A 25,359-nucleotide genomic window follows, 5' to 3' on the forward strand; every position below is an offset into this window, starting at 1 on the left:
AAGTGGCGGAACCGCTATCGCAGAGAGTCCACCGGCTGCATCTTCGCCGCCCGCAGCGCCGGATAGAGCCCGGCCAGCAACCCCACCACCGCCCCGGCCACCGGCGCGGCCAGCGCGAGCCGCGCGTCGAGGAGCGGCGTCCACTCCCTGGCGGCCGAGACGGCGACCACGGCGACCACGCCGAGGCTCGTGCCGATCACGCCGCCGGCCAGCCCGACCAGCGTCGACTCCAGCAGGAACTGCGCGGCCACGTGCCGCCGCGCCGCGCCGAGCGCCCGGCGCAGCCCGATCTCGGGCACCCGTTCCAGCACCGTGACGAGCGTGACGTTGGCGATGCCGACCGCGCCCACGACGAGCGAGACCAGGCCGAGGATCAGGAACAGCGCGTTGACGTCGTCCTGGGCGGCGTCGCGGGCCCGGGTGGGGCCGGGCGGCGCGACCACCTGGAGCAGGTCCTCGTTGCCGGGGCTGAGCGCGACCGGCGTCTGGCCCGCGACCAGCGCGGTGGCGCCCAGGCCGGTGTTGACCAGCACCCTGGTGACCGTCCGCAGCCCGAACCGGGCCCCGGCGGTCGGCGGCACGAACACGGCCGCGCCCAGGTCGCGCTCCCGGCGCAGCCCGCCGAGCACGCCGATCACCGTGTACGCGTGGCTGCCGATGAAGACCGCGGGCGCCCCGTCGAGCCGGGTGATCCCGAGCAGCCTGGCCGCCTGGTCGCCGAGCACCGCCACCCGGTCGCCGCGCCGGACGTGCCCGGCGTCGTAGAACCTGCCGCGCAGCATCGTGCCGCGCAGGGCTCCGGGAAGGCCGGTGGTCGCGGCGACCACGGGCAGCGACTGCGTGGTGATGCGCGCCGGATCGACGATGTCGTTGGAGCGCACGGACAGGTTCGCGGTGTCCTCGCTCTCCGACAGCGCGGCGGCCGACTCCACGCCGCGCAGCCTGGTCAGCCGGTCGACCGCGTCCCAGGTCACCAGGGGGGCGCCCGGCGTGCCGGGCACCTCGACGGTGATGGCCGTGGCCACCAGCGCGTCGAAGTGGCCCACGACCTGGTTGCCCGCGGTGGCGGCCACGCCGAGCGTCACGACGAGGGTGGTGATGCCGAGCACGGTGCCGAGCGTGGTGAGCGCCGTGCGCAGCGGCCGGGCCAGCAGGCCGGCGACGGCCTCGCCGGCCAGGTCGCGCAGGTCCATCACTCCTCCACCAGGACGCCGTCGGTGATCCGCACCCGCCGCTCGGCGCGCGCGCCGACCTCCTGCTCGTGCGTGATGACCACGATGGTCAGGCCCTGCCGCCGCAGCTCGTCGAACAGGTCGAGCACCGCCTCGGTGTTGCGGCTGTCGAGGTTGCCCGTCGGCTCGTCGCACAGCAGCAGCGACGGGGAGCCCATGAGGGCCCTGGCGATGGCCGTGCGCTGACGTTCGCCCCCGGACAGCCGGCCGGGCGCGAACGCCGTGCGGTGTCCGAGGCCGACGCGGTCGAGCGCCGCCAGGGCCCGCTCCCGCCTGCCCTTGCGCGGCCGCCGGGTGTAGAGCTCGGCGAGCATCACGTTCTCCACCACAGTGCGGTGGGCGAGCAGGTGGAAGGACTGGAAGACGAAGCCGATCCGGTCGCCGCGCAACCTGGTCCTGACGCCGTCGGGGAGCGTGGTGGTCTCGACGCCGTCGAGGCGGTAGCTGCCGGAGTCCGGCCGGTCGAGCAGGCCGAGCACGTTGAGCAGCGTGGACTTCCCGGACCCGGACGGGCCCATGACGGCCACGTGGTCGCCGCGGCCCACCCGCAGCGAGACGCCGTCGAGCGCGCGGACCGGCGGCTGCGCGGCGTACAGCCGGCACACGCCCGTCAGCTCGATGACCGGCTCGGCCCGCCGCTCAGGCATCGCCGACCACCACCCGGTCCCCTTCCTTGAGATCGCCGGTGACCTCGACGTTCCCGTCGGCCGACAGGCCGGTGCGGACCTCGACGTCCCTCGTCCGGTCGGTGGTGTACTCGACCCGGACCCGGGCCCTGCCGTCGGCCGAGGTGATCACGGCCGCCACGGGCACCACCAGCACCGGGTCCTTCGTCGCCCCCACGGTGATCCGCGCCGTCACCGCGGTCCCGGCCTTGAGCCTCTTGGCCGGGCCCGGCGTGATCAGGACGGGCTGCGCCCCGCCTTCGGCCGTCGCGGAGCCCGGCACCCTCGCCTTGTCGCCCACGGCGGTCAGCCGGGCCGGGTACGACCGGCCGGTGTCCAGCTCGACGGTCGCGGGCATGCCCGCCCGCAGCAGCTCCGACTCCGCCGCCTCGACCGACGCCGTGACCGCGAACGACGAACTCGTCACGGTGGCGACCTCGCCCTCGACGCGCTGCCCCGCCTTCACCGACACCTTGCGCACGCGGGCCGGCAGCTTCGGCAGGAACACCACCTCGCCGGGCGGGATCGAGACCCCGTACGTGCGGGAGTACTCGGTGAGCATCTCCTCGGCCGCCGCCACGTCCGCGCGGGCGCCGGTCACCTTGAGCCGGGCGGGGGAGAGCTGCCTGGCCTGGCGCAGCGCCTGCTCGGCGGTCGCCAGCGTCTCCTGGGCGGTGCGCACGGCCGCGCGCAGCTGCTCGACCCGGGCCGCGCGGGCCTGCTCGGCCTCCTTGACGATCAGGTCGCGGGCCTCCTGGGCGGCCGACAGGTCGGCGCGGGCGTTGGCCACCCGCAGCTCCAGCAGCCGCGTGTCGGCGGGCGAGGCCGTGGGCTGGGGAGCGGGCGTGCCGGTGGGGGCCGCAGTGGGGGCAGCGGTGGCGGCATCGGTGGCGGCATCGGTGGCGGCATCGGTGGCGGCCGCCGTGGGCGCGCTCGTGGGGCGGGTGCGGGCGGCGGCGAGGGCCTGCTCGGCCTCCAGCAGCCGCTCCTCGGCCGCCCGCACCGCCGAGTCGGCGGCCGACAGCCGGGCCTCGTCGGCCGGCGGCAGCTCCTGGGACCGGGCCTCGGCCAGGGCGCGGCGGGCCGCCGTGAGCCCGGTCCTGGCGTTCTTCAGCCTGAGCTTGAGCGGCAGCACGTCACGTCCCCGGTCGAGCGCCTGCTGCTCGGCCGCCAGGGTCTCCTTGGCGGTCCGTACGGCCTTGCGCAGGGTCTCGTAGGTCTGCCGGTCGGCGAGGGCGGGCCGCTGGGCCTGGTACCCCTTGGCCGCGTAGAGCCGGGTGAGCGCGGCGACCGTGGCCCGGTCGAAGACGCCGGTGGACGGCGCGCGGTGCCCCAGCCTGCGCAGCGCCCGCTGCAACTGGGTGACGTCGTCGCCCTCGCTGCCCGGCGTGATCGTGCGGTGCATCGGCACCGAGCCGCGCAGGACGAACACCGGCCGGCCGTTGACCTCCATCAGCACCCCGCCCTCGGCGATCCGGCCGGGACGCGGCGCCCTGGTGGCCCGCTGCAGCTCGGACGCGCCGCCGACGGCCCCGGCCAGGCCGACCGGCAGCGGCGAGCCGTATTCGAGGGTGCCGTTGACCACCACGGTGCTGACCAGCCTGCGCCGCTCGACGGCGGCGGTGACCAGGGACGGTGTGGGCGCGGCGCGCCTGCTCGCCTCGTCGGCCGGCGAGCGCAGCCGGGTGCTCACCGCCCACCCGGCCAGGGCGACGAGCACGACCCCGGCGAGCACGACGGCCGCAAGCCTGCGTGGGGATCTCATGAGGACGTCAGAACGCGAACCGGTCGTTGATCTTCCGCTGGACGGCGGTCTCCTTCGGCGTGTAGGCCGCGTAGAAGTCCTTGCCGCACTCCAGGTCGTCCAGCGCCGCCTTGACCTCCTGGACGAGGTACGGCTTGGCGGCGTCGGGGGTCAGGTCCGGCATGTGGAACTGCTCGGTGTCCTTGGTCATCTTCGGCGGGTCGGGCATGCTCTTCTGCTGCTGACGGCCCAGCTTGTCCTGCCGGCGCATGAACTCCCGCTCCCCGCGCTGGTTGAGCGCCGACGGCTTGGCGTCGGTCACCGAGTAGCCCTTGCCCTTGAGGCAGGTGGCCATGGGGCCGGCCAGCTCGACCAGCTCGGGGTCACCGTCCAGTTCGGTGGCCTTCGCGCGCCTGTGGGCGATGGCCATCTGGGAGAAGTAGTCGATGTTCGACTTCAGGGTGAGGCCGAGGACCTGCTTGGCGGCCGTGACGACGCAGGCGTCCTTGGCCTTGTGGTAGGCGGTGAGCTGGGCGGTGGAGAGGTCTGCCTGGATCTTCATGTTGGGGTCCGGGTCGTTCTTGCCGCCGGGGCCTTCCAGCTCCCCGGGGTAGGCCTGTAGGGCGAAAACGCCGAATCCGTATTTGGCGCGATATTTCTTCATCGCCTGGTAGTCGCCGGAGGCGCGCTTGCGCTCGTCCTCGCTCTTGGCCTCGGGCTTCACGTACGGCATGTACGTGAAGCCCTTCTGCTTCATGCAGTCGGCCTTGGCCGCCTCGAACTGGTGCTTCTTGTCCTTGGCGGCGGCGGCCTGCGACGGCTGGGCGGTCTCGGCGCCGCCGGTCGGCTCGGCGGCGCCCCCGCAGCCGCAGAGCACGGCCGCCGAGAGCGACATGGCGATGGCCAGGCGGGATCTCTTGAGCATGGCGGAGACCATACTCCGTTCAACGGAGTATGGTCAATCCAGGCAATGCCGCCGCTGGCGGAAGGGCGCGAAGGCGGCCCCCACGACCAGCAGCGCGAGCACCCCCCAATACGCCAGGTGCTGCCGGGTCAGGGCGTCGGAGTGCAGCACCGGCTCGCCCGACGCCGTCGCCAGGTAGATCGCCGCCGCCAGCGTCCACCGGTGGTCGCGGGCCAGGTAGGCGCTCCCCGCCGCCAGCCCGAACGCCGCCGCCTCCACGACCAGCCTGCTCAGGCTGAGCGGGAACCTCGTGGAGTCCTCCATCCACTCGGGGCCCGCCCAGCTCGCCGCGACGACCGCCGCCCACCACCACCACGACCTCGTGCGCGGCGCCCGCCGCAGCACGAGCAGGCCGGCCAGCGCCACCGCGTAGGCGCCCGCCACCAGGTAGGGGTCGCTGTCCATGAACAACGGCCGGACCTGGAGGAACGTCGGATAGACCGGCAACAGCGTCGTGTCGAACAGTTGCCACCCGCCGGCCAGCGCCACCGCCTTGGCCCCGGTGAGCAGCGTCAGCGCCGCCGCCGTGCGCAGCCGTCCGCGAGCGGTCGCCAGCAGCGTGAGCGCCGACAGCAGCGTCCAGAGCGGCAGCGTGCCGGCGTAGGGCAGCAGGGCGGCCAGGTTCGCCGCCGCGATGGCGGTGACGGCGAGGTGCACGCCGTCCTGCCAGGGGCTGCCGCTCGCCAGGTGGACGATCCGGCTGCGCACCCCGCCCCTGAGCAGCCCCCACGCCTCGCGCGGCACCGGGACGCGCCGCCCCGGCGCGGCCGATTCGAGCAGCACGTCGAGCAGCTCGTCACCGTGGGCCGCGCGGTACGTCCTGGGATAGGCGAGCAGGAGCCTGCGGTAACGCCGTTCGAGCGCGGACGCGGCTCGCGCGGACCCGACGGCCGTCATCCGGCCGACGGCCGCAGGACGAGCGAGGCGGCCGCCTGCATGCGTCTCGCCTCCGCCTCCACCAGCGCCTGGCCCTCGTCGGTGATCCGGAAGTAGCGCCGGTTGCGCCCGTTGACCGTCTCCTCACGGTCGACGGTGATGACGCCCCGCTCGTTGAGGCGTTCCAGGATGCCGTAGAGCGTGCCGACGGAGGGCTGGACCCGGCCGCCGGACAGCTCCTTGACCGACTTGCTGATCGCGTGGCCGTGCAGCGGGCCGGCGCGCAGCGCGGCGAGCACGAAGTACATCGGCTCGCTGACTTCTGAGGTTCCCCTGGGCATGGGGGAGACAGTATTCCGTTCAACGGAGTGTGGGCAACGCGGGCGGACCCCGGAAGGGCCGCCCGCGTCGCGCGTCATCGGCAGCGGTCACCGTCGAGGCGGAAGACCTCCGGAGCCGGGTTGGGGCCCGAGTCGTGCGTGCCGACGAAACCGAACGTCACGGATTCGCCGGGCCTGATCCGGCCGTTGTAGCCGAGGCTCCGCGCCGTCACCGCCGCTCCGGACTGGGCGAGCTCGGCCCCCCAGCCCTCCTTGATCCGCTGGCCGCCGGGGAACGACCAGCTCAGGGTCCAGCCGTTCACGCTCTCCCGGCCGGTGTTCTCGATCACGATCTGGCTGGTGAAGCCGCCGGGCCATGAGCCGTGCGCCGAGTAGCGCACCCGGCAGGCGGACCGCCCGCCCTTGTCCGCCAGGAACGCCGAGACCCACGCCAGCGGCGAGTTCCAGTTGATGGTCAGCTCGTTGGTGGACCAGGACTCGATGTCGTCGACGTAGCAGAACTGCGGCTTGCAGCCGCGCAGCAGCCGCTGGGCGACCGGGTCCTGGATGGCGGAGTTGGGGCCGCCGGCCAGCGAGCCGCGCGGCGGGTGGGGCAGCGCGTGGTCGAGCTGGTGGGCGTACCAGCGGCTGTGCTGGTTCTGGGCGGAGACCTCGCCGTAGCCGGTGACGTAGGAGATGTTGAGCGCGTTGCGGCCGAGCAGGTAGTCCATGCCCTCCCGTACGGCGGCCCGGTACTTCTCCTCGCCGGTCAGGTCGTAGGCGGTGGCCAGGACGACCAGGTTGTTGAGGACCAGGTTGTTGGAGCCCCAGTCGAAGTCCGCCGGCGCGTACGGCAGCCCGTACGGGTGCGCCCGCTGCACCGCCAGGTACTTGTCGGCCCCCTCGACGACCGACTGCCGCACCTTGTCCCGGCCCGGCAGCGCGTTGGGCACGGTCGCCAGGCCCAGCCGGCCGAGCTGGGCGGTGTTGCCCCAGTCGAAGCCGCGCTCGCGCCAGATGTCGCCGGTGTGGTGCGGCGAGGCCAGCACGAAGTCCGCGAACTCCTTCTCGCCCGTCGTGAGGTAGAGCTCGGCCGCCGCCCAGTAGAACTCGTCGGTCACGTCGGCGTCGTCGTAGGCGCCGCCGCCCACGCCGTCGGCGGGGCTGGCGTACCGGGCCGGGTTCGCCTTCGCGGCCGTCCACGCCTTGCGCGCCGCCTTGAGGTTCCGCGCCGCGAACGCCGCGTCGTAGGGCGCGAACAGCCGGGCCGCCTGCGCCGCCGTCGCGGCCAGGTTGAGCGTCGCGGCCGTGGACGGCGGGTGCAGCTCGCGCTTCTGCGGGTCGAGGTGCGGCAGCAGCGGCAGGCCGGTCCAGTTCTGGTCGTGCACCTTGTGGTGGGCCATTCCCGCGTCCGGCTGGCCGTCCGGCACCTGCATGCTCAGGATGAACTCCTGCTCCCAGCGGGCCTCGTCCAGCACGTCGGGCACGCCGTTGCCGCTCTCGGGGATCTTGAGCTGGCCGTCGGTGAAGGCGGCCCGGTCGCGCTCGTAGGCCGCCATCAGCTGGTGGACCGCGATGCCGCCGTTGACGACGTACTTGCCGTGGTCGCCGGCGTCGTACCAGCCGCCCTTGACGTTCAGGGTGTAGTCGCAGCCGCCCGCCTGGCAGGGCACGTCCGTGTCGCCCTGGTTGGGGGACGTGCCCGCGTGGCCGGCCGGGCGTCCGTAGCCGGGGCGCAGGCTGTCGAGGATCTCGATGCCGCTGCGCTGGGTGTAGTAGAACTTCAGCGCGTCCGTGGGGAGGGAGTCGTACACGTCCGCGCCGATGTCGAACGGCCTGCTGGTCTCGCCGTCGGCGGTCAGCGTGTAGCCCTGGCCGGGCTTGGCGTAGGAGCCGAAGTCGATGGTGTGCACGTTCTGGCCGGAGCTGGCGTCCATGCCCTTGGGGACGGTACGTCCGTTCGCGACCCTTTCCTGCGCGGCGTTCCGCAGCTCCCAGTCCAGGGGCGTGGTGGCCTCGGTGACCAGGGTGGCCTTCTTCGGGCCCGAGGGCAGGTAGCCGACCATGTTCACGCGGACGCGCGGGCCCGTGTCCGGCTCGTAGACCTCGGGTTCGGCGCCGCCCTTCAGCGACACGTCGTCCATGCAGAACCTCCAGGGCTCGGCGCTGCCGCCCAGCTGGAACGCCACCTGGGCGTTCGGCAGCGAGACCGGGGCGGTGAAGGTGTAGGAGTAGTCGTTGCCCGAGACGCTCAGCTCCGGGGCGGCCGACAGGTACTGCGTCCACGGGTCCACGGGGAGCTGGATCAGGGCCTTGCCGACCTTGGCGGGGGTGGCGGAGGCCGAGAACCTGTAGGCGTAGGTGTCGCCGGCGACCAGGGGGACGCCGTCCTGGCCGATGATGACGTCCCAGGGGTTGGCGGTGCCGCCGGGGACGTCGGCGCACAGCCTGCCGCCGTCGATGGTCAGGGTGGTGTTGCCGGTGCTCCACCAGGGGGCGGTGCCGGCGTCGAAGGTGCCGTTCACGATCTGCTCGGGTCCCTCGTCGGCGGCGCGGGCGGACGCGGCGGGGGACAGGGCGACCATGGTGAGGAGGGCCAGCAGCGCGGCCCGGCATCGGGTCATGGAGGTCCTTCGGGAAGGTTGGGAGCGCTCCCAATGGAGCGAACCCGATCCTCCTTGCCCACCGCTGCCCCGTCAACGGCTGCACCCGATCGGCCCCGAAGACCCTGAAACTTTCACGGCCGGGGCCGCTGCACCTGCCGGGGGATCGGGGCAGCTCTGCCAGCTACGGGCCGGGGGATCGTGGCGGCCTCGCCTGTCACGGGGCGGGGATCGTGACAGCCCTGCCTCACGGGCCGGGATCGTGACAACCCCGCCTGTCACGAGCCGGGGGAGCGTGACAGGCCGGATGTCAGGTGGTGGAGGAGGTCGGTGGCCCTGCGGTGGTCGTAGGCGGCGGCCAGGCGGTCGGCGGCGGCCACTGCCTGTTCGGCGGCCCGGACGGCGGCCCGTCTCCTGCCCGCGGCGGCCAGCGCCAGGGCGCGCGCCCACCCGATCCTGGCCGCCGCGCCGGGGTTGCGGGCCAGGTAGCGGGTCAGGTGGGCGTGGAGGCGGCGGGCGGTCGCGCGGTCCACGTGGTCGCGTACGTGCCACAGCAGCTCCGCCAGCCCCGACCAGCACTCCAGCATGCCGGGCTGCGCCGACGGCAACCCGTCCGCCAGCGCGAGCGCCCGACCCAGCGCCTCCCGCACCTCAGCGACGGCAACCGCCACCATAACCTCCGGGGTCGCCGCCCCCTCCGGGACGTGCGCTGTCGCCGCCCCTTCCGGGACCTTCGGGGCCGTCGCACCTTCCGGGGGCGTCGCGCTCACCGGGGCCGCTGCGCTCGGCGCGGCCGGGGACGCGAGGGTGGCGGGGGTGGCGGGGGTGGCGGGGGTGGCACAAGTCGTCGCAGGCCGGTGGGGAGGGGTGGTCAGGCGGGTGGTGGCGGTCAGGAGGCGTAGGGACTGGATGGTGTGCAGGGACGGGCTGTCATGGAGGCCGAGCCGGGCGGCGAGGGCGCGCCGCCGTTCCACGGACGCGCGGGCCGCCGCCAGCACCTCGCCGATCCGCTCGGCGGGCACGTCGTCGAGCCGCAGCAGCGCCTCCGCGCGGCCCGCCAGGCACCAGTGGCGGCCGATGTCGTCCCCGCCGACGCGTCCGACCGACAGCTCCTCGGTCTCGGCGAACAGCTCCGCCGCCTCGGCGAACTTCCCCTCCCACAGGGCGGTCTCGGCCAGCATGCCCGCGCAGTTCTCCGCCATCCGGGGGTCCAGCGTCCGGGCCCGTCCCTCGGCGAACGACCGGCGGGCCGCCCCGAAGGCGCCCGAGTGGAGCTGGTCCAGCCCGCGCGCCAGCCGTGCCCGGCTGGCCGCCTCCGTCGGGTGGGGGACGCCGTGCAGCGCCCGGTCGGCGAGTCGGCCGTAGCGGGCGGCGAGTCCATGGCGGCCCGCGATCCGGGCGATCGTCGCGAAGTTCGCGTACGCCTCGGCCCGCAGAGCGGGGTCCGGCGCGCGTTCGGCGGCGTTGAGCTGGCGAAGCGAGGCCACCAGCATCGTCGGCAGGTCCTGCTGGTGGTAGGCGAGCCGGGCCAGCAACGTGAGCGCCTGGGCGGCCTCCGCGCCGGCTGCGTCCGTCCGCCGCGGCGGCACCAGGCGATGGACGACCTGCCGCACAGCGGCGCCCAGCACACCCACGACAGGCCCGGCCCGCCGGACGGCGGCCGGCGTGCTCACGACGGTCCAGGTCGGGCCGGTGGGGAGTGGGTCGCCGAGGGTGGTCAGTGCGGCTCTGGCCAGGTGGGCCGCCTCCCCCTCCCGGGCCAGCTGGTACGCGCTGACCCCCGCCATCCGCAACCACCGCGCCCGCAGGCACGGCACGTCCACGCCGCTCTCCAGCCGCCGCCCCACGACGGCCGCCGACTCCTCGTACAGGCGTAACCGCAGGCACAACGTCCAGTAGTGGTCGAGGAAGGCGGGGGCGCCCGAGGCGGCCCAGGCTGTCCTGATGTTGTCCAGGTCGGCGCCGAGCACCCGGACGGCCTCGGTGTCCGACGCGTCCTGGAGCGCCGCGGCGTGCCGGTCGAGCAGGCGGGCGAAGCAGACGGCGTGCCGCCTCCGCACCGCGTCGCGGGTGGCCGGGTCCTCGGCCAGGCGGGCGGCGGCGAACTGCTGGACGAGCGGGTGGACCGCGTACCGTCCGGCCGGGGTGAGGTGCAGCATGCTCTGGTCGACCAGGCGGACCAGCACCCGCGCGGTCGTGTCGGCGACCTCCAGCGCGTGCGGCAGCGTGCAGCCGCCGCCGAACACCGACAGCGCCGCCAGCGCCGCCCGCTCCGGCGGCCCGAGCAGGCTCCAGGACGTCTCGAAGACCGTCCTCATGCACGCGTGCCGCGGACGGACGGCGGGACCGCCGGCCGTGAGGAGCTCCAGGTCCACGCCGAGCCGCCGGGCCAGCTCCGCGCACGGGACGGCGCGCAGCAGCCCGGCCGCCAGCTCGATGGCCAGAGGGAAGCCGCAGGTGGCGGCGCAGATCGCGGCCACCATGGCGGCTTCGGCGTCGGGGTCGAAGGACGGCTGCGCCTGCACCGCCCTGGCCGCGAACAGCGCCTCGGCGGCCGGCCCCGGCAGCCCCGCCACCTCGACGGCCACCTGGCCGGGCAGGTCGGGACGCCGCCGGCTGGTCGCCAGGACCCGTACGCCGGGCGCGGCGCGCAGGATCTCGCCCACGACCGCGTCGAAGCCGGGAAGGTGCTCCAGGTTGTCCAGGACGAGGAGGAGCCGGCGTCCGGCGAGGGCGGACAGCAGGAGGTCGAGGGCGGGACGCGGCGGCGAGAGGTCCACGCCGAGGCGGCGGGCCAGCGTGGTGACGGCGGCCTCGGGACGTACGCCCACGAACGAGACGAACGCCACCTCCCGGCCGTCGCGAACGGCGGCGGCCGCGACGGCCAACCGGGTCTTGCCGACCCCTCCGGGCCCGACCAGCGTCACCAGCCGCCGCCCCGCCACCAGCGCGCGCACCCGCCGGACCTCCTCCGCGCGCCCGACCAGCGCGGAACCGGGAACGGGCAGGGCCGCCCGCCCCGCCCCGGCCGTCGCGGCGGTGGTGCGGGGCAGGGCCGCCCGCCCGGCCCCGGCCGTCGCGGCGGCGGTGCGGCGGGGGAGCAGGTCGCGGCGCAGGGCCTGGGTCTCCGGGGCGGGGGCGACGCCCAGTTCGGCGGCCAGGCGGTGGCGCAGGTCGTCGTAGCAGGCCAGCGCCGCCGCCCGGTTCCCCGCCCCGGCCAGGGACGCCATCAGCAGCCGATGCGCCTCCTCGTCGAACGGGTCCAGCGCCGCCACGATCCGCGCCAGCCGCACCACCTGCGCGGAACCGTCGGCCCCGGCCTGGGTGAGCAGGCCGCGCAGCAGCGTGCGCACCCGGCCGCGCTCCTCCGCGAGCCAGCCCGCGAAGGCGGGGGCGTCGACGCAGACGCCGTCCAGGAACTCCCCGCGCCACAGGCGCAGCGCCTGCTGGACCGTCGAGGCCGCCATGAGCTGCCGGTGGTCCACGAAGCAGCCGTCCTGGTCGCCGAGGAAGCGCACGTGGTCGCGGGTGATGTCGAGCCAGCCGCCCACCTCCCTGCGCAGCTCCGACAGGGCCAGCCGCAGGCTGCCGCGCGCGTTGGCGTCCGGGCGCTCGCCCCACAGCAGCGCGGCCAGCTCCGGCCGCGACCGCGGCCCGGTCGTGGTGGCGAGGTAGCACAGCAGCGCCCTGGACTTGGCCGCACGCAGGGCCACCGGCGCGCCCCCGACGGCCAGGTCGGGCGGCCCGAGCAGCAGCAGGGTCAGCGACTCTCCCATGGCGGACGACAGTAGGCGCGCCCGCCCGGACAGACCGCGCCAAAAGCCACAGACAGCGCGTGTTCCGCGCCACTGACCTGTGCTCTCACGATGTGCTCACGACGCCGTCCGCACTCTGGGACCGGCTTCGCGAGAGCCGCGAGGCACGGACCGAAGGACACGACAGCATGCACGCTCACCGACTGATCGCCACGCTCGCCCTGGCCGCCGGCGTCGCCGCCCCCACGGCCCTGACCGCGGTCCCGGCCGCCGCCACGACCGCCGCCACGACCGCCGCCACGACCGCCGCCACGACCGCTTCCTGCGTCATCACCCTGTACGACATCGACGCCAACAACGTGGCCGAACGCGACGGCAAGGACGAGCTCCGCTTCAAGGTCGACGGGAACCTGTTCCCCAAGTTCAGCGCGAACTACTTCTCGATGAAGACCGGCGGCGACGGCGACCCGGCCGACTTCGAGTACCCGTCCACGCTCCTGGTGGGCAGCGAGGACGTCAAGTTCGACCTGCGCGAGGTCACCCCGCCGATCGTGGGCGAGGGCGACAGCCTGGGCAAGGCCACCGCGCACGGCTCGGTCTGCGCGGGCCTGGCCGTCGGCGCGGACACGACCGAGACGACCATCGTCGAGGGCACCGACGAGACGGACTACACCTACACCGTCCGGCTCAAGCTGACCAGGCAGTGACCCAGGTGGCCTGACCTGCGCAGGGCCCCGCCGCACGCCGGCGGGGCCTTCACTGACGACGGATGTTCTGGGAGGGTTTCGAACGTGGTCCCTGCCCTCACCCTGGCCGGGTGCGTCGCGCACGAGTTGCTCGAACGCCAGACCGCCAAGCTGGCCAGGCAGCTCGTCCGCGGCTTCGCCGAGGAGATCCCGCTCTACCGGCGGCTGCCGAGGGAGGAGCTCGACGGCGAGATCACCGTCATCACCGAGCACAACCTGCGGCTGATCGCCCGCATGTTCCGCGACCGCCGCCCGCCCACCAGGGCCGAGCTGGCCCCGCTGCGCTCGTCGGCGGCCCGCCGGGCCCAGGAGGGCGTGCCGCTGGAGGCCCTGCTGGCCGCCTACCACCTGGGCGCGCGCAAGGTGTGGGAGCACCTGTTCGCCGCGGCCACGCCCGCCGACTTCGAGGACGTGCTGGCGGCCAACCGCCTGATCCTGCTCTACACGGAGTCGGTGACGGCCGCCGTGTGCACCGCGTACCTGGAGGAGCGCGAGGGGATGCTCAGCCACGAGCAGCACGCGCTGCACGCCGCCGTGTCCGCGCTGCTCGGCGGCGACCGGGCGGCCCTGGCCGGGGTCCGGCTGGCCCCGCGCTACCTGGTGCTGGCGCTCGCCGTGGGCCGGCATCCCGACGAGGAGAGCGACGAGCCGGGCGGGTCGATCGCGGGCCGCCGCAAGCTCCACCGGATCAGGACGGCGCTCCAGCGGGGCGCGGCCGAGCCGGTGCTGTCGGTGCTGGACACGACGGGCGGCCTGGTGTTCGTGCCGATCATCGGCGAGGACCCCGACTGGTACGAGGTCGGCGAGACGGCCGCCGCGATGGCCAAGGCGGCCGGGGTGCCGGTGTGGGCGGCGGCCGAGATCGCCGCGCCGCCCGGGGTGCCGGAGGCGGTCAAGCTGGCCGAGGAGGTCCTGGAGGTGGTGCGGGTCTTCGAGCAGCCGCCGGGCGCCTACCGGCTGGCCGACGTGCTGCTGGAGTACCAGCTCACCCGGCCGAGCCAGGCCACCGCCGTGCTCGCCGGGCTGCTCGACCCGCTGCTCGACAACCCCGACCTGCTCAGGACGCTCACGGTCTACCTGGACACCGGCCTCGACCGCCGCCGTACGGCCGAGCTGCTGCACGTGCACCCCAACACGGTCGACTACCGCCTGCGCAGGGCCGTCAGCCTGACCGGCCTCGACCCCGTGGACCCGGCCCACCTGCAACGCATCGGCGCCGCGCTGGCCGCCAGGCGCCAGCACCGCAAGTGAACGGGAGCCGCCCCCGGGCGGGGACGGCTCCCGTCGCGCGATTCGGAGCGTTCAGACCCCGGACACCGCGGCGGTCACCACGGTGGCGAAGTTTCGCATCCCGAGACCGTTGGGGTGGAACGGGGCGGCGGGCGAGGCCGGCACGTACGGCTCGATCCAGCGCACGCCGGGAGCCTTGCACGGGTCGTGGCCCACGCTCGGCGTCTGCAGGTCGACGAACGACACGCCAGCGGCGGCGGCCTGCTCGGCCAGCATCTGGTTGAAGTACTGGAGCGTGGCGCGGATGTAGTTGGCGTCGGCCTTGATGATCGGGACGGTCGGGTAGCAGCCGTTCGGCGGGGCGTAGGTGGCGTAGCCGACCATGAAGATCCGGGCACGCGGGGCGCGGGCGCGGATGTCGGTCACCAGTGTGGTCAGCTTGGGCCGCAGCGCGTCGGTCTTGACCCGCCAGGAGTCCTGGCCGTTGACGACGTAGTCGTCGTTGCAGGCGTCGCCGATGGGCGGCGGCAGCAGGTTGAGGCAGTCCTCGATGAAGCCGGTCAGGCCGACGTCGTTGGCGCCGATCTGCACCGTGACCAGGGTGGTGTCCGAGCTGAGCGCGTCGAGCTGGGGCGCGACGCTGCCGAGGTCGGTGCCCTGGGAGTTGTACATGTCGCGGGTCTTGGCGCCGGAGCAGGTGACGTCCCTGAAGGTGGCGGCGCCGATTGCCTGGGCGGTCAGATGGGCGTAGTTGTGGTCGGAACGCCAGCACCCGAGGTCGGGCACGACCTGGTTGGGCACCAGGGGACCCGACGCGGCGGAGTCGCCGAGCGCCACGTACACCTCGCCCTGGGCGGCGTGTGCGGGCGGCACGACGCCGAGCGCCAGGGCGGTCGCGGAGAGCAGGACGAGCAACCGTCGGACCATGGAGGACTCCTTCGGCGGAGGTGGGGGGTGCGATGGCCGTGCCGGTCAGCGACTCCGGTGACGGAGGCCGGGCCGGTCAGCGGCCCCGGTGGGGTGAAGCCGTGCTGGTCAGCGGCGGAAGGGCCCGGTCACCTCGTACGTGATCCCCCCGGTCCCGGCGGTCTCGCCGCTGGTGCCGCGCTGGGAGGAGAAGTAGAGCCGGGTGCCGTCGGGGGAGAACGCGGGGCCGGTGATCTCCGACTTGGCCTGGCCGTCCAGGCGCATGACGGGGGCGACCACGCCGTCGGGGGTGATGATGTTGATCTCCATGTTGCCGCCGTCCTCGGCCACGTACAGGTCGCCGGACGGGCGGCCGGTGATGTTGTCGACGCCGTCGAGGGTGCCGCCGCCCTCGTAGACGGCGGTGACCGTCTGCCGGGCGGTGTCGTAGGCCCAGACCTTGCGGTCGCCCTTGGCGGTGAAGTAGCAGATCCCGGCGGCGTAGTGGCAGCCCTCGCCGCCGCTGAAGTGCCGGGCCGCGGAGACCTGGTGCCTGGTCTGGGTGTCGAAGACGCCGGGCGTCGCGTCGGGCACGGGCCGCCACTCGACGCTGTCGCCGCCGATCCCGCAGAGCACGTCGAGCCGGCCGCTGGACAGGTCGCCCCAGGTGGTGGGGGTGAAGCGGTAGAAGCAGCCGTCGCCCTCGTCCTCGGTCAGGTAGACGACCTTGTGGTCGGGGTCGCAGGCCGCGGCCTCGTGCTTGAACTTGCCCATCGCGGGGCGCTGCTGGGCGGAGCGGTTGCCGTACGGGTCGGTCTCGTAGACCTTGCCGCGGAAGATCTCCTCGCAGGACAGCCAGGTGCCCCACGGGGTCGCGCCGCCCGCGCAGTTGAGGTTCGTGCCGCTCAGGATCCGGTACGCCCGGTCGATCGAGCCGTCGGCCCTGAACCTGATCGCCGAGGTCCCGCCCACGAGCGGCACCTCGGAGTTGGACACGTAGATCCAGCCGGAGCCGTCGGCGAAGCACGCGCCGCCGTCAGGAGCGGGGTGCCACAGCGTGCCGCCGACGACCCGGCCCGACCTGGCCACCACCCGGCCGGTGAAACCGGCGGGCAGCGCCATGCCGTTGGCGTCCGGGGCGCCGAGCGGCCCGTACGGGCTCACGCCCGCGCCCGCCGCGGAGGCGACGGCGTCGTGCCACATCGCCCCGGAGAACGCGACCGCCGCGGAGACGGTCCTGATGAACGTACGACGGCGCATCATCACTCCACGTGGCTCGCGTCGTTCGAGGTCGTTTGAATTCGCAGACATGACGATGAGCCCTGCTCGTCCTTCTGTGAACTGGACAGGGCGGTAAATCCGGACGGTCAAATCTGTGACGCCTCACAAATCTGGGCGGCATTCCGCGAAGCCGATTGACGGCGGCCCCGGCGCGATCCACCATGGCCCGGACCCCCGGCCTCGATCAGCCCCCGAGGTGCCCGTGCGCGTGCTTCCCCGTCTCCTCACCGTCCTCGCCCTGGCCTGCGCGTCGCTCGCGGCCCCGACGGCGTCACCGGCCTCGGCGGTCCCCGAACCGTCCGGCTGCGACCCGATCGATCCGGCGGCCTGCCTGCTGCCGTTCCCGAACGACTGGTTCACCGTCGCCGACCGGGGCACCGACACGGGCAGCCGGGTGGCCTTCGCGGCCGGGTCCATGCCGGTCTCGGTCGCCGGCGTGCCGATCGCGCCCGCCGAGTGGAACAGGAACGACGGCTTCTCGCCGGGCTCGATGCTGCTGGCCAGGGTGCCGGGGCTCGACCTGGCCAGGACGGGCGCCGCGCCCATCACCGACATCGGCAGGTCGCTGGACCGGGACGCGCCCGTCGTGCTGCTGGACACCGTGACGGGGGAGCGGTGGCCGTACTGGGCCGAGCTCGACGCGAACGCGCCGGCCGACCGCCAGGCCCTGATCGTGCGCCCGGCCCGCAACCTGAGCGAGGGCCACCGGTACGCCGTCGCCCTGCGCGACCTCCGCGACGCCGCCGGCGCCCCGATCCCGCCGAGCCCCGCCTTCACCGCGGTCGCCGGGCGGCCCCTGCCGCCGGACCACGAGCTGCACGACCGTCAGCGCCGCCTCCAGCCCGCGCTGTCCGCGCTGCGCCGCGCCGGTATCGGCACCCGCGGCCTCTACCTGGCCTGGGACTTCACCGTCGCCAGTGCGCGCGGCCTGGCCGGTCCCGCGCTGGCCATGCGCGACGACGCCCTGCGCACGCTGCGCGGCCGCGCGCCCGCCTTCGAGGTCACCTCGGTCACCGACCTCACCCCCGAACAGGACGCCCAGATCGCCCGCCGGGTCGAGGGCACCTTCCGTGTGCCGAGCTACCTCGACCGGCCCGGCGGCCCGCCCGGGTCGGCGCTCAACCGCGGCCCGGACGGCCTGCCGGCCCGCCTGCCCGGCAACGAGCAGGTGGCGCCCTTCCGCTGCGAGATCCCCCGCGTCGCCTTCGACCGCCCCGCCCGGCCCTCCCTGTACGGCCACGGCCTGCTCGGCAGGCACTCCGAGGTGGGCGCGTCGAACGTGAAGACCATGGCGCAGGAGCACGGCTTCCTCTTCTGCGCCACCAAGTGGATCGGCATGGCCGACGAGGACATCCCGAACGTCGTCTCCGTCTTCACCGACATCTCCCGGTTCGGCACGATCCCCGACCGCACGTTGCAGGGCTTCCTCGACTTCATGTTCCTGGGCCGCGCCATGACCGCCCCGGACGGCTTCGCCGCCCACCCCGCCTTCCGCACCGCCGCCGGCCGCCCGCTGATCGACCCGCGCCACGGCCTGGTGTACGACGGCAACAGCCAGGGCGGCATCCTGGGCGGCGCGCTGGTCGCGCTGTCGAAGGACATCGAGCGCGGCGTGCTCGGCGTGACCGGCATGAACTACAGCACCCTGTTCAACCGCAGCGCCGACGCCGCCCCCTTCCAGGCCGCCTTCGACCGGGCCTACCCCGACAAGCTGGACCAGCAGCTCATCCTGGCGCTCATGCAGATGTTGTGGGACCGCGGCGAGGCCGACGGCTACGCCGCCCACCTGACCGACCGCCCCTACCCGGGGACGCCGCGGCACCGGGTGCTCATGCACGTGGCCTTCGGCGACCACCAGGTGGCCACGGTCACCGCCGAGGTCGAGGCCCGCACCGTCGGCGCCCGGCTGCTGACCCCGGCCCTCGCCCCGGGACGCAGCCCGGACGTCGTGCCGTTCTGGGGCATCCCCGGCATCCGCGGCCGGGCCCACCCCGGCTCGGCCCTGGTGATGTGGGACAGCGGCGCCCCCGCGCCGCCGCTCACCAACACCCCGCCCACGCAGGGCGAGGACCCGCACGAGAAGCCGCGCAGGACCGCGGCCGCCCAGCTGCAGAAGTCGGTGTTCCTCAAGACCGGCGTGGTCGCCGACGTCTGCGAGGGGCCCTGCGTCACGCGGTGACGCCGGGCCGCCACTGCGTCATCCGGTGACGCCGGGCCGCCGCTGCGTCATCCGGTGGCGCCGGGCCGCCGCTGCGTCATCCGGTGGCGCCCGGCCGCCACATCGGCCAGAACAGGGCGCCGTCGGGCAGCGCGAACGGCTCCTCGGCCTGGTAGCCGTGCCTGGCGTACAGGTCGCGGCTGCGGGCGCTGCTGGCCTCCAGGTAGGCGGGCGCGCCGTCCAGCAGGGCGTGGTGGCGGCGCAGCAGCGCCGATCCGAGCCCCCGGCCCTGGTGGTCCGGGTGCACGGCCAGGAACGCCAGGTGGTGGTACGGCGGCTCCGGGTGGTGCCGTTCGAACAGCTCGTCCAGCACCCGGAAGCGGTCGGCCCACCTGCCGGTGGCGGCGGCCAGGCGGCGGTCGTAGTCGGGCGGCTCGGGCAGCGGCGCGTCGGCGGTGTGCGTCAGCCAGACCGCGACCGCGCGGCCCTCGTCGAGCAGGTCCACCTCGCCGTGCTCGATGGCGTGCGAGACCAGGATCAGGAAGTCGGCCACCATGATCTCGTGCCGCCCGGCCGGCTCGGGCACCAGGTACGACACCGCGGGCAGCCGCGCGAAGGCGGTCGCGATCAGCTCGGCGACCGCGCCGGCGTCCTCGGCCGTCGCCAGGCGGACGTCGTGCGCCGCCACGTCCTGCGCGCGCCTCAACGGACGGCCTCCGGCGTGGCGGCGGCCTTGGCGCCCATGCCCACCAGCGAGTACACGCTCGGCTGTCCCGTGCGCAGGACCAGCGCCCAGCCCACGCCGACCAGGGCGGCCACCGCGTACACGACCGGCAGGATCCAGGCGAGCGGATCGCCCTCGGGCACCCCGAGCAGCGTCGCGAAGTTGTCCAGCGCGAGCCACACCATCACCGCCAGCGCCAGCGCGGCGGGCACGGGGGCCAGGAACCGCCGCGCGAGGCTCTCGCCGCTCGGCTGCCGGGCGAAGAAGGCGACGATCGCGACCGAGGTCACGAACACCAGCAGCAGCACCCCGAACCCGCCGAACGAGCCGCCGTAGAAGAAGAGCTGCACCAGCGGGTCGAGCCCCAGGACCGCGTAGACCACGATGACGATCAGCCCGAGCACGGTCTGCGCGATCGAGCCCGACCGGGGCGCGCCGCTGCGCGGCCGGGTGCGGCCGAAGAAGGCGGGCAGCACCCGCTCGCGGCCGAGCGCGAAGAAGTACCGGGCGGTGGTGTTGTGGAAGGAGATCATGGCGGCGAACACGCTGGTGACGAAGAGCACCCGGGCGATGTCCACGACCGCGCCGCCGAGGTGCTGGTTCGCGATGACGAAGATCGTCTCGGCCTGGTCGCGGCGCGCGGCGGCGACGATGTCCGCCGGTCCCGTGGCGACCGTCATCGCCCACGACGACAGCGCGTACAGACCCGCGATGATCGCCACCGACGCGTACGTGGCCAGCGGCACGGTACGCCGCGGATCCCGGCTCTCCTCCGAGAACACCACCGACGACTCGAACCCGACGAACCCGAGCGTCGCGATGACCAGCAGCGCCCCCACCCCCGGCACGAACAGCGCCGCGGGCGACAGCGTCTCGGCCGAGAACCCCGACCGCGCCGGGTTGACCAGGTCCGCCAGGTCGAACAGCAGGATGACCGCCACCTCGGCGGTGAGCAGGACGGCCAGCAGCCGCCCGTTGACGTCCACCCGCATCAGCCCGAGTACGCCCACCAGCGCCCAGGCGACCAGCGAGATGGCCCACCAGGGCGGCGCGCCGCCGAACCAGCGTTCGAGCAGCGGGGTGGCCGCCGCGCCGAAGGCGCCGTACAGGCCGACCTGGAGGGCGTTGTAGGCGATCAGCGCCACCCAGGCCGCCGCGATGCCCGCCGGACGGCCGAGGCCCCGGCTGATGTAGGTGTAGAACGCGCCGGCGTTGGCCATGTGGCGGGCCATGGCCACGTACCCGACCGCGAACACCGCCAGCACCGCGCCCACGACCAGGAACGCGATCGGCAGCCCGGTGATGCCGGTGACGGCGTAGCCGGTGGTGATCACACCGGCGACGACGGTGAGCGGCGCGGCGGCCGACAGGACGAAGTAGACGACCGAGGGCGCGCCGAGCCGGTCGGCGGCCAGGGCGCCGGCGATCGGGTCGGGCGCGGCGCCGGATCTCGCGGAGGGCATCGCGTTCCTTTCTGGGGGGTTCAGGGGCGGTGTGGTCGGGTCGGCGGTCCGGGGCTCACGTCCGATAGGTCAGGACGGCGTCGCCGACGGCCGCGCTCACCTGGCGGCCGAGGTCGCTGAGCGGCTGGGGCATCGCGGCCAGCACCGTGGTCAGGTACTGGTGGGCGCCGCGCCGGTCGGCCGGGTCCTCGACGACGACGTCGGTCAGGTCGCAGGCCTCGGCCAGCGCCGCCAGCGCCATGTCGTGCGGGGTCAGCGGCTGCCACTTCACCAGCGCGAGCCGTAGCCGGGCGGAGGGCCACATGGCCCGGTTGAAGTCCGTGGAGAAATAGCGGAATTGTTTACGCTTGAGCAGCCGTGGGGATTCGCGGTCGAGCAGACCATTACCCATCAACCGGCTGGTTACTTCGGTGACCGAGCGTTGCGCGAGGTAGGCCAGCCAGGTCCGCACATCGGTGTGCTGCGGGGAATTACCTATTTCGGTCAGCACCTTTCCGGTCAGCTCGTCCGGGACCCGGCGCCGGTCGACCACCCGCAGCCGGACCCCCTCGACGGTGATCCGCTGCTCCAGCACCAGCTCCGCGAGCAGCGCCCCGGCCAGGCCGAGCGCCACGCCCGGGACGTGCAGCCGAGGCTTGCCCGAGCCCGTCGCGTCCCAGCAGACGAAGAAGAAATCATCGGCAAGCAAAAATCGGCCCGCTCACTATAGGAATTGGTGGATGACCGGTTCAGGAAGCAGCGTGTAGCCGCCAGCGGCAATTTGTACCAAAAACCCGCATCTCCGGGCTAGACCCTATTTATCGGGAAATAAAAAACACCGGCTTCATGGAGAAGCCGGTGCCGCCCGATCGGGCCCGTCAACCGATGGTCGCCGGGGTTTCGGATCGTCAGTTCGCGCAGTCCTGCTTGTCGAGGGCCAGGCCCATCTCGTAGATCTTGCCGCCGCGGAGCAGGAAGTAGTAGTGCGCCTTGGCGTTGCCCGGCACGGCGACGTACGGGAAGCCGCTCGCGGCCGTCCGCAGCTTGTTCGCGTACGCGCGCTTGAGCTGGGCGTTGGTCGAGCCGATGCCGATGCCCTGCGGCGTCTTGGCGCCCTTCGGGGCGAAGATGATCGCCACGCCCTGCTTCTTGGAGATGAAGAGGCCGACCGCGTCGCGGCCGGTCCGCTGGGCCTTGAGGTCCCAGCCGGAGCAGGTGGGGGAGTCGAGGCCGGGCTTGTGGACGATCTTCCCGGTGGCCTGGGCGGCCTTGGCGCTCATGCCCAGCGTGACCCCGCCGTATCCCTGGGGGCCGAAGACGGGGGCGGCGAGCGCGGGGGAGGCGATCCCGGCCAGCGCGACGCCCGCCGCGAGGGTCGCCGCCGCGATGATGTGCTTCGTCGTCATGCAGGGTTTGACTGCGCGCCCGGCGCACAAGTTCGCCCGGTTCGCGGGCGGCTGCGGGCTGACGTGTCCGTTACGCGGTTGAGGGATGGTCTTGTCCCGGGCCCGGGTACTGGTGCCGGTGATCACAGCCCAGGAGGCACCAGAGATGACGGATGTTCCTATCGTTGTCGGCATAAATCGTACTCAGGATGGTTCTGTTGCTGTCGCTGTGGGCGAGTCGGGCATGTACAGCCTGCAGAAGGAGCGCATCACCCGGCGCAGGCACCACTGGGGTCGTCTGGGCGACCTGCCGGACCTGTACCTGCCCGAGATGCCGCTGCTCAAGGAGTCCGTGGACCTCGTGGTCGAGGGATACGCCGCCGACACCGAGATCGAGCACAAAGACGCCTACGAGGAGGAGCTGCGCGAGACGCTGAGCCTCAAGGAGGACGCCCGGGTCGTCCTGGTCTCCCACCATCTCAGCCACCTCTACAGCGCGTTCCCGCCCTCGCCGTTCGACCGGGCGGCGGGCCTGGTGATCGGCGCGCAGGGCAGCCGGGTCAGGGACTTCACCGAGCCGGTCCGGCTGCCGAAGGGCACCCGCGACGACATGCTGGAGGTCGCCTCGTTCTACCGCTGCGAGCGCGGCGGCCCGGTCGAGTGCCTGGCCAAGCAGCTCTGGGACGGCGACTGGGCCCGGCCGACCGGCCTCGGCTGCTTCTACACCCTGCTGACCAGGCTGCTGTGGCCCGAGGGCGAGGGCAACGAGGCCAAGGTCATGGGCCTTGCCCCGTTCGGCGACGCGTACGTGTACGGCCTGCCCGACCTCGACGTACGCGGCCACGAGGTGTTCATCCCCGAGGAGTGGATCGAGACGTTCGCCCAGCGGGACGCCTACGTCTACGAGCCCGGCGGCGAACGCTTCTCCCGCGCGGCGGACCTGGCCGCGGCCGGCCAGCGGGTCTTCGAGAACGCCCTGGCCCAGGTGGTCGCCTGGCTGCACGGGCAGACCGGCCTGGACCAACTGGTCTACGCCGGCGGCACCGCGCTCAACGCCACGGCCAACGGCCGGATCGTCCGCGAGTCGCCGTTCCGCGAGGTGTTCATCCCGCCGAGCCCGCACGACGGCGGCACCGCCGTGGGCTGCGCCCTGTACGGGCTCATCGAATGCCTCGGCGTCGAGAGCAGCTTCCGCTGGACCGACGACTTCCTCGGCCCCGACCCGGACGAGACCGAGATCGCCGCCGCGGTGCGGAGCCTGCCGGACGGCCTGGTGGCCGAGCAGCCGGCGGACCTCGTCGGCGCGACCGTGTCGCTGCTGGAGAGCGGCCGGGTCGTGGGCCTGCACCAGGGCCGCAGCGAGTCGGGCCCGAGCGCGCTCGGCAACCGCAGCGTGCTCGCCGACCCGGCCAGGCCGGACGTGCAGGACTACGTCAACTTCGAGGTCAAGGGCCGCGAGTGGTTCCGCCCGCTCGCCGCGCTGGTGCTGGCCGAGCACGCCGAGCGCCTCTTCGGCGTCGACCGCCCGGCCCCGTTCCTGCAGTGCGTCGTGGACGTGCGCCCCGAGCACCGCGCGAGCCTGCCGGGCGTGACCCACGTGGACGGCACGGCGCGGATCCAGACCGTGGAGGAGCAGGCCACGCCGTTCCTGCACGCCCTGCTGACCGGGTGGCACGCGGCCACGGGCTCCCCGGTGCTGGTCAACGCCTCGCTCAACGGCCCCGGCGAGCCGCTGACCGAGACGCCCGAGCAGTCGATCGGCACCCTGCTCTCGACGAACCTGCACGCCCTGGTCATGCCGCCGTACCTGATCCGCAAGCGCGAGGAGCCGCCGGTGCCCGGCCTGAACTGGGACCGCGACTAGCATGCGCGTTCACCCAGCCGTCCCCGTGCTGCTGACCGCCCTGGCCGCGCTGTCGGCGGCCTGCGGCGGCGGCCCCGTGCGCACCACCCAGGGGGTGGTCGTGACCTCCGGCTCGCCGTCGCAGAGCACGCGGAACGCGCTGGCCGGGAAGGTCGTCGTGCTCGACCCCGGGCACAACGGCGGCAACGCCTCCCATCCCAAGGAGATCAGCCGCCCGGTCGACATCATCACCGGACGCAAACCCTGCAACACCACCGGCACCCAGACCGCCGCCGGCTACACCGAGCACGCCTTCACCTGGGACGTCGCGAACCGCCTGAAGCCGCTGCTCGAAGACATGGGCGCCAAGGTGGTGCTGACCAGGCCGGACGACACCGGCGTCGGCCCCTGCATCAACGAGCGGGCGGCCATCGGCAACAAGGCGCGGGCGGACGCCGTCCTGTCCATCCACGCCGACGGCGCGCCGCCGGCGGGCCACGGCTTCCACGTGATCCTGCCGGGCCTGGTGGCCGGGCACAACGACGCGATCATCCAGCCGTCCAGGAGGCTCGGCGTGGCCGTCCGGAACGCCTTCCGCGACGGCACCGGCCTGCCGTACGCCACCTACACCGGCGAGCAGGGCCTGCAGACGCGCACCGACCTGGGCGGGCTCAACCTGTCCACCCGCCCGGCGGTGTTCATCGAGTGCGGCAACATGGCCAACCCGGGCGACGCCGCCAAGATGTCCGACGGGGAGTTCCGCGGGGAGATGGCCGGCTCGCTGGCCGCCGGGCTCAAGCAGTTCCTGACCGGTTAGGCCCCGTAGGCGCGCAGGAAGACCTCGACGGCGGCGTCGGCGAGCCGGTCGAGCTCGGCCTCGGTGTGGTGCTCGCCGCCGCCCGCGAACATGACCCTGTTCACCGGGACCCACAGCAGCAGGCCGACGAAGTGGTCGGCGGCCAGCCGCGGGTCGTCCATGGGACGCAGGCCGTGCCCGGCCAGGCGGCCGAAGGCCGTGGACATGCTCTCCAGCGAACGCTCGAAGCCCTGCTCGTACCAGGTGCGGCCGAGGTCGGGGAAGCGGTCGGCCTCGGCGATGATCAGCCGTCGCAGCCGCAGCACGTCGGGCTGCATGATCGAGGCCAGGAACTCGTGGGCCAGCTTGCGCAGCCCCTTCTCCAGGTCGTCGTTGCCCTCCAGCGACTCGGTGATCAGCTTGGCCAGGCCCTCGATCTGCGCCGTGGTGTCGAGGATGATCGTGGTGAAGAGCTGTTCCTTGTCGCTGAAGTGCTTGTACACGGTCTGTTTCGAGACCGCGGCGATCGAGGCGACCTCGTCCATGCTCGCGCCCACGTAGCCGTTGCGCAGGAACACCGCGCGCGCCGCGTCCAGGATCTGCCTGCGCTTGCGGGCCGTCCGGCCGTCCTCGTCGGTCACCGTCGCGCCACCTTTTCGATCATGAGTTCGCATAGTACTGGACAGTTC

The 25,359-nt window shown here is 73.6% G+C and carries 20 protein-coding genes; 5 read left to right on the forward strand and 15 right to left on the reverse strand.

Annotated features, from left to right (window positions below):
• Positions 1–14: 14 nt before the first annotated feature.
• The 8 genes from AB0C33_RS24800 to AB0C33_RS24835 form a co-directional block, all read right to left on the reverse strand.
• Complete coding sequence (locus tag AB0C33_RS24800) at positions 15–1,193, reverse strand: ABC transporter permease (protein WP_352358800.1); 1,179 nt, start codon at positions 1,191–1,193, stop codon at positions 15–17.
• Positions 1,193–1,879, reverse strand: a complete 687-nt coding sequence (locus AB0C33_RS24805; protein ID WP_358291773.1) for an ABC transporter ATP-binding protein — start codon at positions 1,877–1,879, stop codon at positions 1,193–1,195. The genes AB0C33_RS24800 and AB0C33_RS24805 overlap by 1 nt, the downstream gene beginning before the upstream one ends.
• Positions 1,872–3,662, reverse strand: coding sequence for a peptidoglycan-binding protein (locus tag AB0C33_RS24810; protein WP_358291775.1), 1,791 nt, complete (start codon positions 3,660–3,662; stop codon positions 1,872–1,874). The genes AB0C33_RS24805 and AB0C33_RS24810 overlap by 8 nt, the downstream gene beginning before the upstream one ends.
• Positions 3,663–3,669: 7 nt before the next feature.
• Positions 3,670–4,566 (reverse strand): hypothetical protein, encoded by an 897-nt coding sequence (locus AB0C33_RS24815; RefSeq protein WP_358291777.1) that lies wholly within the window; start codon positions 4,564–4,566, stop codon positions 3,670–3,672.
• Positions 4,567–4,599: 33 nt separating this feature from the next.
• Entirely contained in the window at positions 4,600–5,502 is a 903-nt protein-coding gene (locus AB0C33_RS24820) for a hypothetical protein (RefSeq protein WP_358291779.1), read from the reverse strand.
• Positions 5,499–5,822, reverse strand: coding sequence for a PadR family transcriptional regulator (locus AB0C33_RS24825; RefSeq protein WP_189651648.1), 324 nt, complete (start codon positions 5,820–5,822; stop codon positions 5,499–5,501). Before AB0C33_RS24825 ends, AB0C33_RS24820 begins: the two co-directional genes overlap by 4 nt.
• A gap of 74 nt (positions 5,823–5,896) precedes the next feature.
• The gene (locus tag AB0C33_RS24830; RefSeq protein ID WP_358291780.1) at positions 5,897–8,425 is read right to left on the reverse strand and encodes a glycoside hydrolase family 9 protein; all 2,529 of its coding nucleotides are present in this window, start codon (positions 8,423–8,425) and stop codon (positions 5,897–5,899) included.
• Positions 8,426–8,682: 257 nt separating this feature from the next.
• On the reverse strand, positions 8,683–12,180 hold the full coding sequence (locus AB0C33_RS24835) for a BTAD domain-containing putative transcriptional regulator (RefSeq protein ID WP_358291782.1): 3,498 nt from the start codon (positions 12,178–12,180) through the stop codon (positions 8,683–8,685).
• A gap of 167 nt (positions 12,181–12,347) precedes the next feature.
• On the opposite strand from AB0C33_RS24835, the gene AB0C33_RS24840 reads away from it, so the two are divergent.
• On the forward strand, positions 12,348–12,866 hold the full coding sequence (locus AB0C33_RS24840) for a hypothetical protein (RefSeq protein WP_358291784.1): 519 nt from the start codon (positions 12,348–12,350) through the stop codon (positions 12,864–12,866).
• A gap of 84 nt (positions 12,867–12,950) precedes the next feature.
• A complete protein-coding gene (locus tag AB0C33_RS24845; RefSeq protein ID WP_358291786.1) occupies positions 12,951–14,156 on the forward strand; it encodes a helix-turn-helix domain-containing protein in 1,206 nt (401 codons plus the stop codon).
• Between the two features lie 51 nt (positions 14,157–14,207).
• On the opposite strand, the gene AB0C33_RS24850 is transcribed toward AB0C33_RS24845, so the two are convergent.
• A complete protein-coding gene (locus AB0C33_RS24850; RefSeq protein ID WP_358291787.1) occupies positions 14,208–15,062 on the reverse strand; it encodes an SGNH/GDSL hydrolase family protein in 855 nt (284 codons plus the stop codon).
• Between the two features lie 108 nt (positions 15,063–15,170).
• The gene (locus tag AB0C33_RS24855) at positions 15,171–16,301 is read right to left on the reverse strand and encodes an alkaline phosphatase PhoX (RefSeq protein WP_358291832.1); all 1,131 of its coding nucleotides are present in this window, start codon (positions 16,299–16,301) and stop codon (positions 15,171–15,173) included.
• 229 nt (positions 16,302–16,530) lie between these two features.
• On the opposite strand from AB0C33_RS24855, the gene AB0C33_RS24860 reads away from it, so the two are divergent.
• Positions 16,531–18,501 (forward strand): hypothetical protein, encoded by a 1,971-nt coding sequence (locus AB0C33_RS24860; protein WP_358291789.1) that lies wholly within the window; start codon positions 16,531–16,533, stop codon positions 18,499–18,501.
• A 76-nt stretch (positions 18,502–18,577) separates the two neighbouring features.
• On the opposite strand, the gene AB0C33_RS24865 is transcribed toward AB0C33_RS24860, so the two are convergent.
• From AB0C33_RS24865 to AB0C33_RS24880, 4 genes are all read right to left on the reverse strand, one after another.
• Positions 18,578–19,186, reverse strand: a complete 609-nt coding sequence (locus AB0C33_RS24865; protein WP_358291791.1) for a GNAT family N-acetyltransferase — start codon at positions 19,184–19,186, stop codon at positions 18,578–18,580.
• Positions 19,183–20,667, reverse strand: coding sequence for an APC family permease (locus AB0C33_RS24870; RefSeq protein ID WP_358291793.1), 1,485 nt, complete (start codon positions 20,665–20,667; stop codon positions 19,183–19,185). Before AB0C33_RS24870 ends, AB0C33_RS24865 begins: the two co-directional genes overlap by 4 nt.
• A 55-nt stretch (positions 20,668–20,722) precedes the next feature.
• Positions 20,723–21,355: a GPP34 family phosphoprotein gene (locus AB0C33_RS24875; protein ID WP_358291795.1), complete on the reverse strand. Its 633-nt coding sequence runs from the start codon at positions 21,353–21,355 to the stop codon at positions 20,723–20,725.
• Between the two features lie 199 nt (positions 21,356–21,554).
• The gene (locus tag AB0C33_RS24880) at positions 21,555–22,052 is read right to left on the reverse strand and encodes a hypothetical protein (protein ID WP_358291797.1); all 498 of its coding nucleotides are present in this window, start codon (positions 22,050–22,052) and stop codon (positions 21,555–21,557) included.
• A gap of 223 nt (positions 22,053–22,275) precedes the next feature.
• Here AB0C33_RS24880 and AB0C33_RS24885 point away from each other — a divergent pair, with 223 nt between their 5' ends.
• Together AB0C33_RS24885 and AB0C33_RS24890 are read left to right on the forward strand one after the other, a co-directional pair.
• Positions 22,276–23,895: a carbamoyltransferase C-terminal domain-containing protein gene (locus tag AB0C33_RS24885; RefSeq protein ID WP_358291798.1), complete on the forward strand. Its 1,620-nt coding sequence runs from the start codon at positions 22,276–22,278 to the stop codon at positions 23,893–23,895.
• 1 nt (position 23,896) lies between these two features.
• On the forward strand, positions 23,897–24,691 hold the full coding sequence (locus AB0C33_RS24890) for an N-acetylmuramoyl-L-alanine amidase (protein WP_358291800.1): 795 nt from the start codon (positions 23,897–23,899) through the stop codon (positions 24,689–24,691).
• Here AB0C33_RS24890 and AB0C33_RS24895 read toward each other — a convergent pair.
• Positions 24,688–25,311, reverse strand: a complete 624-nt coding sequence (locus tag AB0C33_RS24895; protein WP_358291802.1) for a TetR/AcrR family transcriptional regulator — start codon at positions 25,309–25,311, stop codon at positions 24,688–24,690. The two genes, AB0C33_RS24890 and AB0C33_RS24895, sit on opposite strands and share 4 nt — an antisense overlap.
• Positions 25,312–25,359: the final 48 nt, after the last annotated feature.

It is taken from the genome of Nonomuraea sp. NPDC048881 (assembly GCF_040649795.1).
Lineage (GTDB): Bacteria > Actinomycetota > Actinomycetes > Streptosporangiales > Streptosporangiaceae > Nonomuraea.

Excerpts from the sequence above, each read along its gene's own strand:
- AB0C33_RS24870 (WP_358291793.1), bottom strand. The coding sequence starts at position 20,667 with ATGCCCTCCGCGAGATCCGGCGCCGCGCCCGACCCGATCGCCGGCGCC.
- AB0C33_RS24840 (WP_358291784.1), top strand. The coding sequence starts at position 12,348 with ATGCACGCTCACCGACTGATCGCCACGCTCGCCCTGGCCGCCGGCGTC.
- AB0C33_RS24855 (WP_358291832.1), bottom strand. The coding sequence starts at position 16,301 with ATGCGCCGTCGTACGTTCATCAGGACCGTCTCCGCGGCGGTCGCGTTC.
- AB0C33_RS24830 (WP_358291780.1), bottom strand. The coding sequence starts at position 8,425 with ATGACCCGATGCCGGGCCGCGCTGCTGGCCCTCCTCACCATGGTCGCC.
- AB0C33_RS24805 (WP_358291773.1), bottom strand. The coding sequence starts at position 1,879 with ATGCCTGAGCGGCGGGCCGAGCCGGTCATCGAGCTGACGGGCGTGTGC.
- AB0C33_RS24800 (WP_352358800.1), bottom strand. The coding sequence starts at position 1,193 with ATGGACCTGCGCGACCTGGCCGGCGAGGCCGTCGCCGGCCTGCTGGCC.
- AB0C33_RS24815 (WP_358291777.1), bottom strand. The coding sequence starts at position 4,566 with ATGCTCAAGAGATCCCGCCTGGCCATCGCCATGTCGCTCTCGGCGGCC.
- AB0C33_RS24885 (WP_358291798.1), top strand. The coding sequence starts at position 22,276 with ATGTACAGCCTGCAGAAGGAGCGCATCACCCGGCGCAGGCACCACTGG.
- AB0C33_RS24835 (WP_358291782.1), bottom strand. The coding sequence starts at position 12,180 with ATGGGAGAGTCGCTGACCCTGCTGCTGCTCGGGCCGCCCGACCTGGCC.
- AB0C33_RS24825 (WP_189651648.1), bottom strand. The coding sequence starts at position 5,822 with ATGCCCAGGGGAACCTCAGAAGTCAGCGAGCCGATGTACTTCGTGCTC.
- AB0C33_RS24810 (WP_358291775.1), bottom strand. The coding sequence starts at position 3,662 with ATGAGATCCCCACGCAGGCTTGCGGCCGTCGTGCTCGCCGGGGTCGTG.
- AB0C33_RS24820 (WP_358291779.1), bottom strand. The coding sequence starts at position 5,502 with ATGACGGCCGTCGGGTCCGCGCGAGCCGCGTCCGCGCTCGAACGGCGT.
- AB0C33_RS24880 (WP_358291797.1), bottom strand. The coding sequence starts at position 22,052 with ATGACGACGAAGCACATCATCGCGGCGGCGACCCTCGCGGCGGGCGTC.
- AB0C33_RS24890 (WP_358291800.1), top strand. The coding sequence starts at position 23,897 with ATGCGCGTTCACCCAGCCGTCCCCGTGCTGCTGACCGCCCTGGCCGCG.
- AB0C33_RS24850 (WP_358291787.1), bottom strand. The coding sequence starts at position 15,062 with ATGGTCCGACGGTTGCTCGTCCTGCTCTCCGCGACCGCCCTGGCGCTC.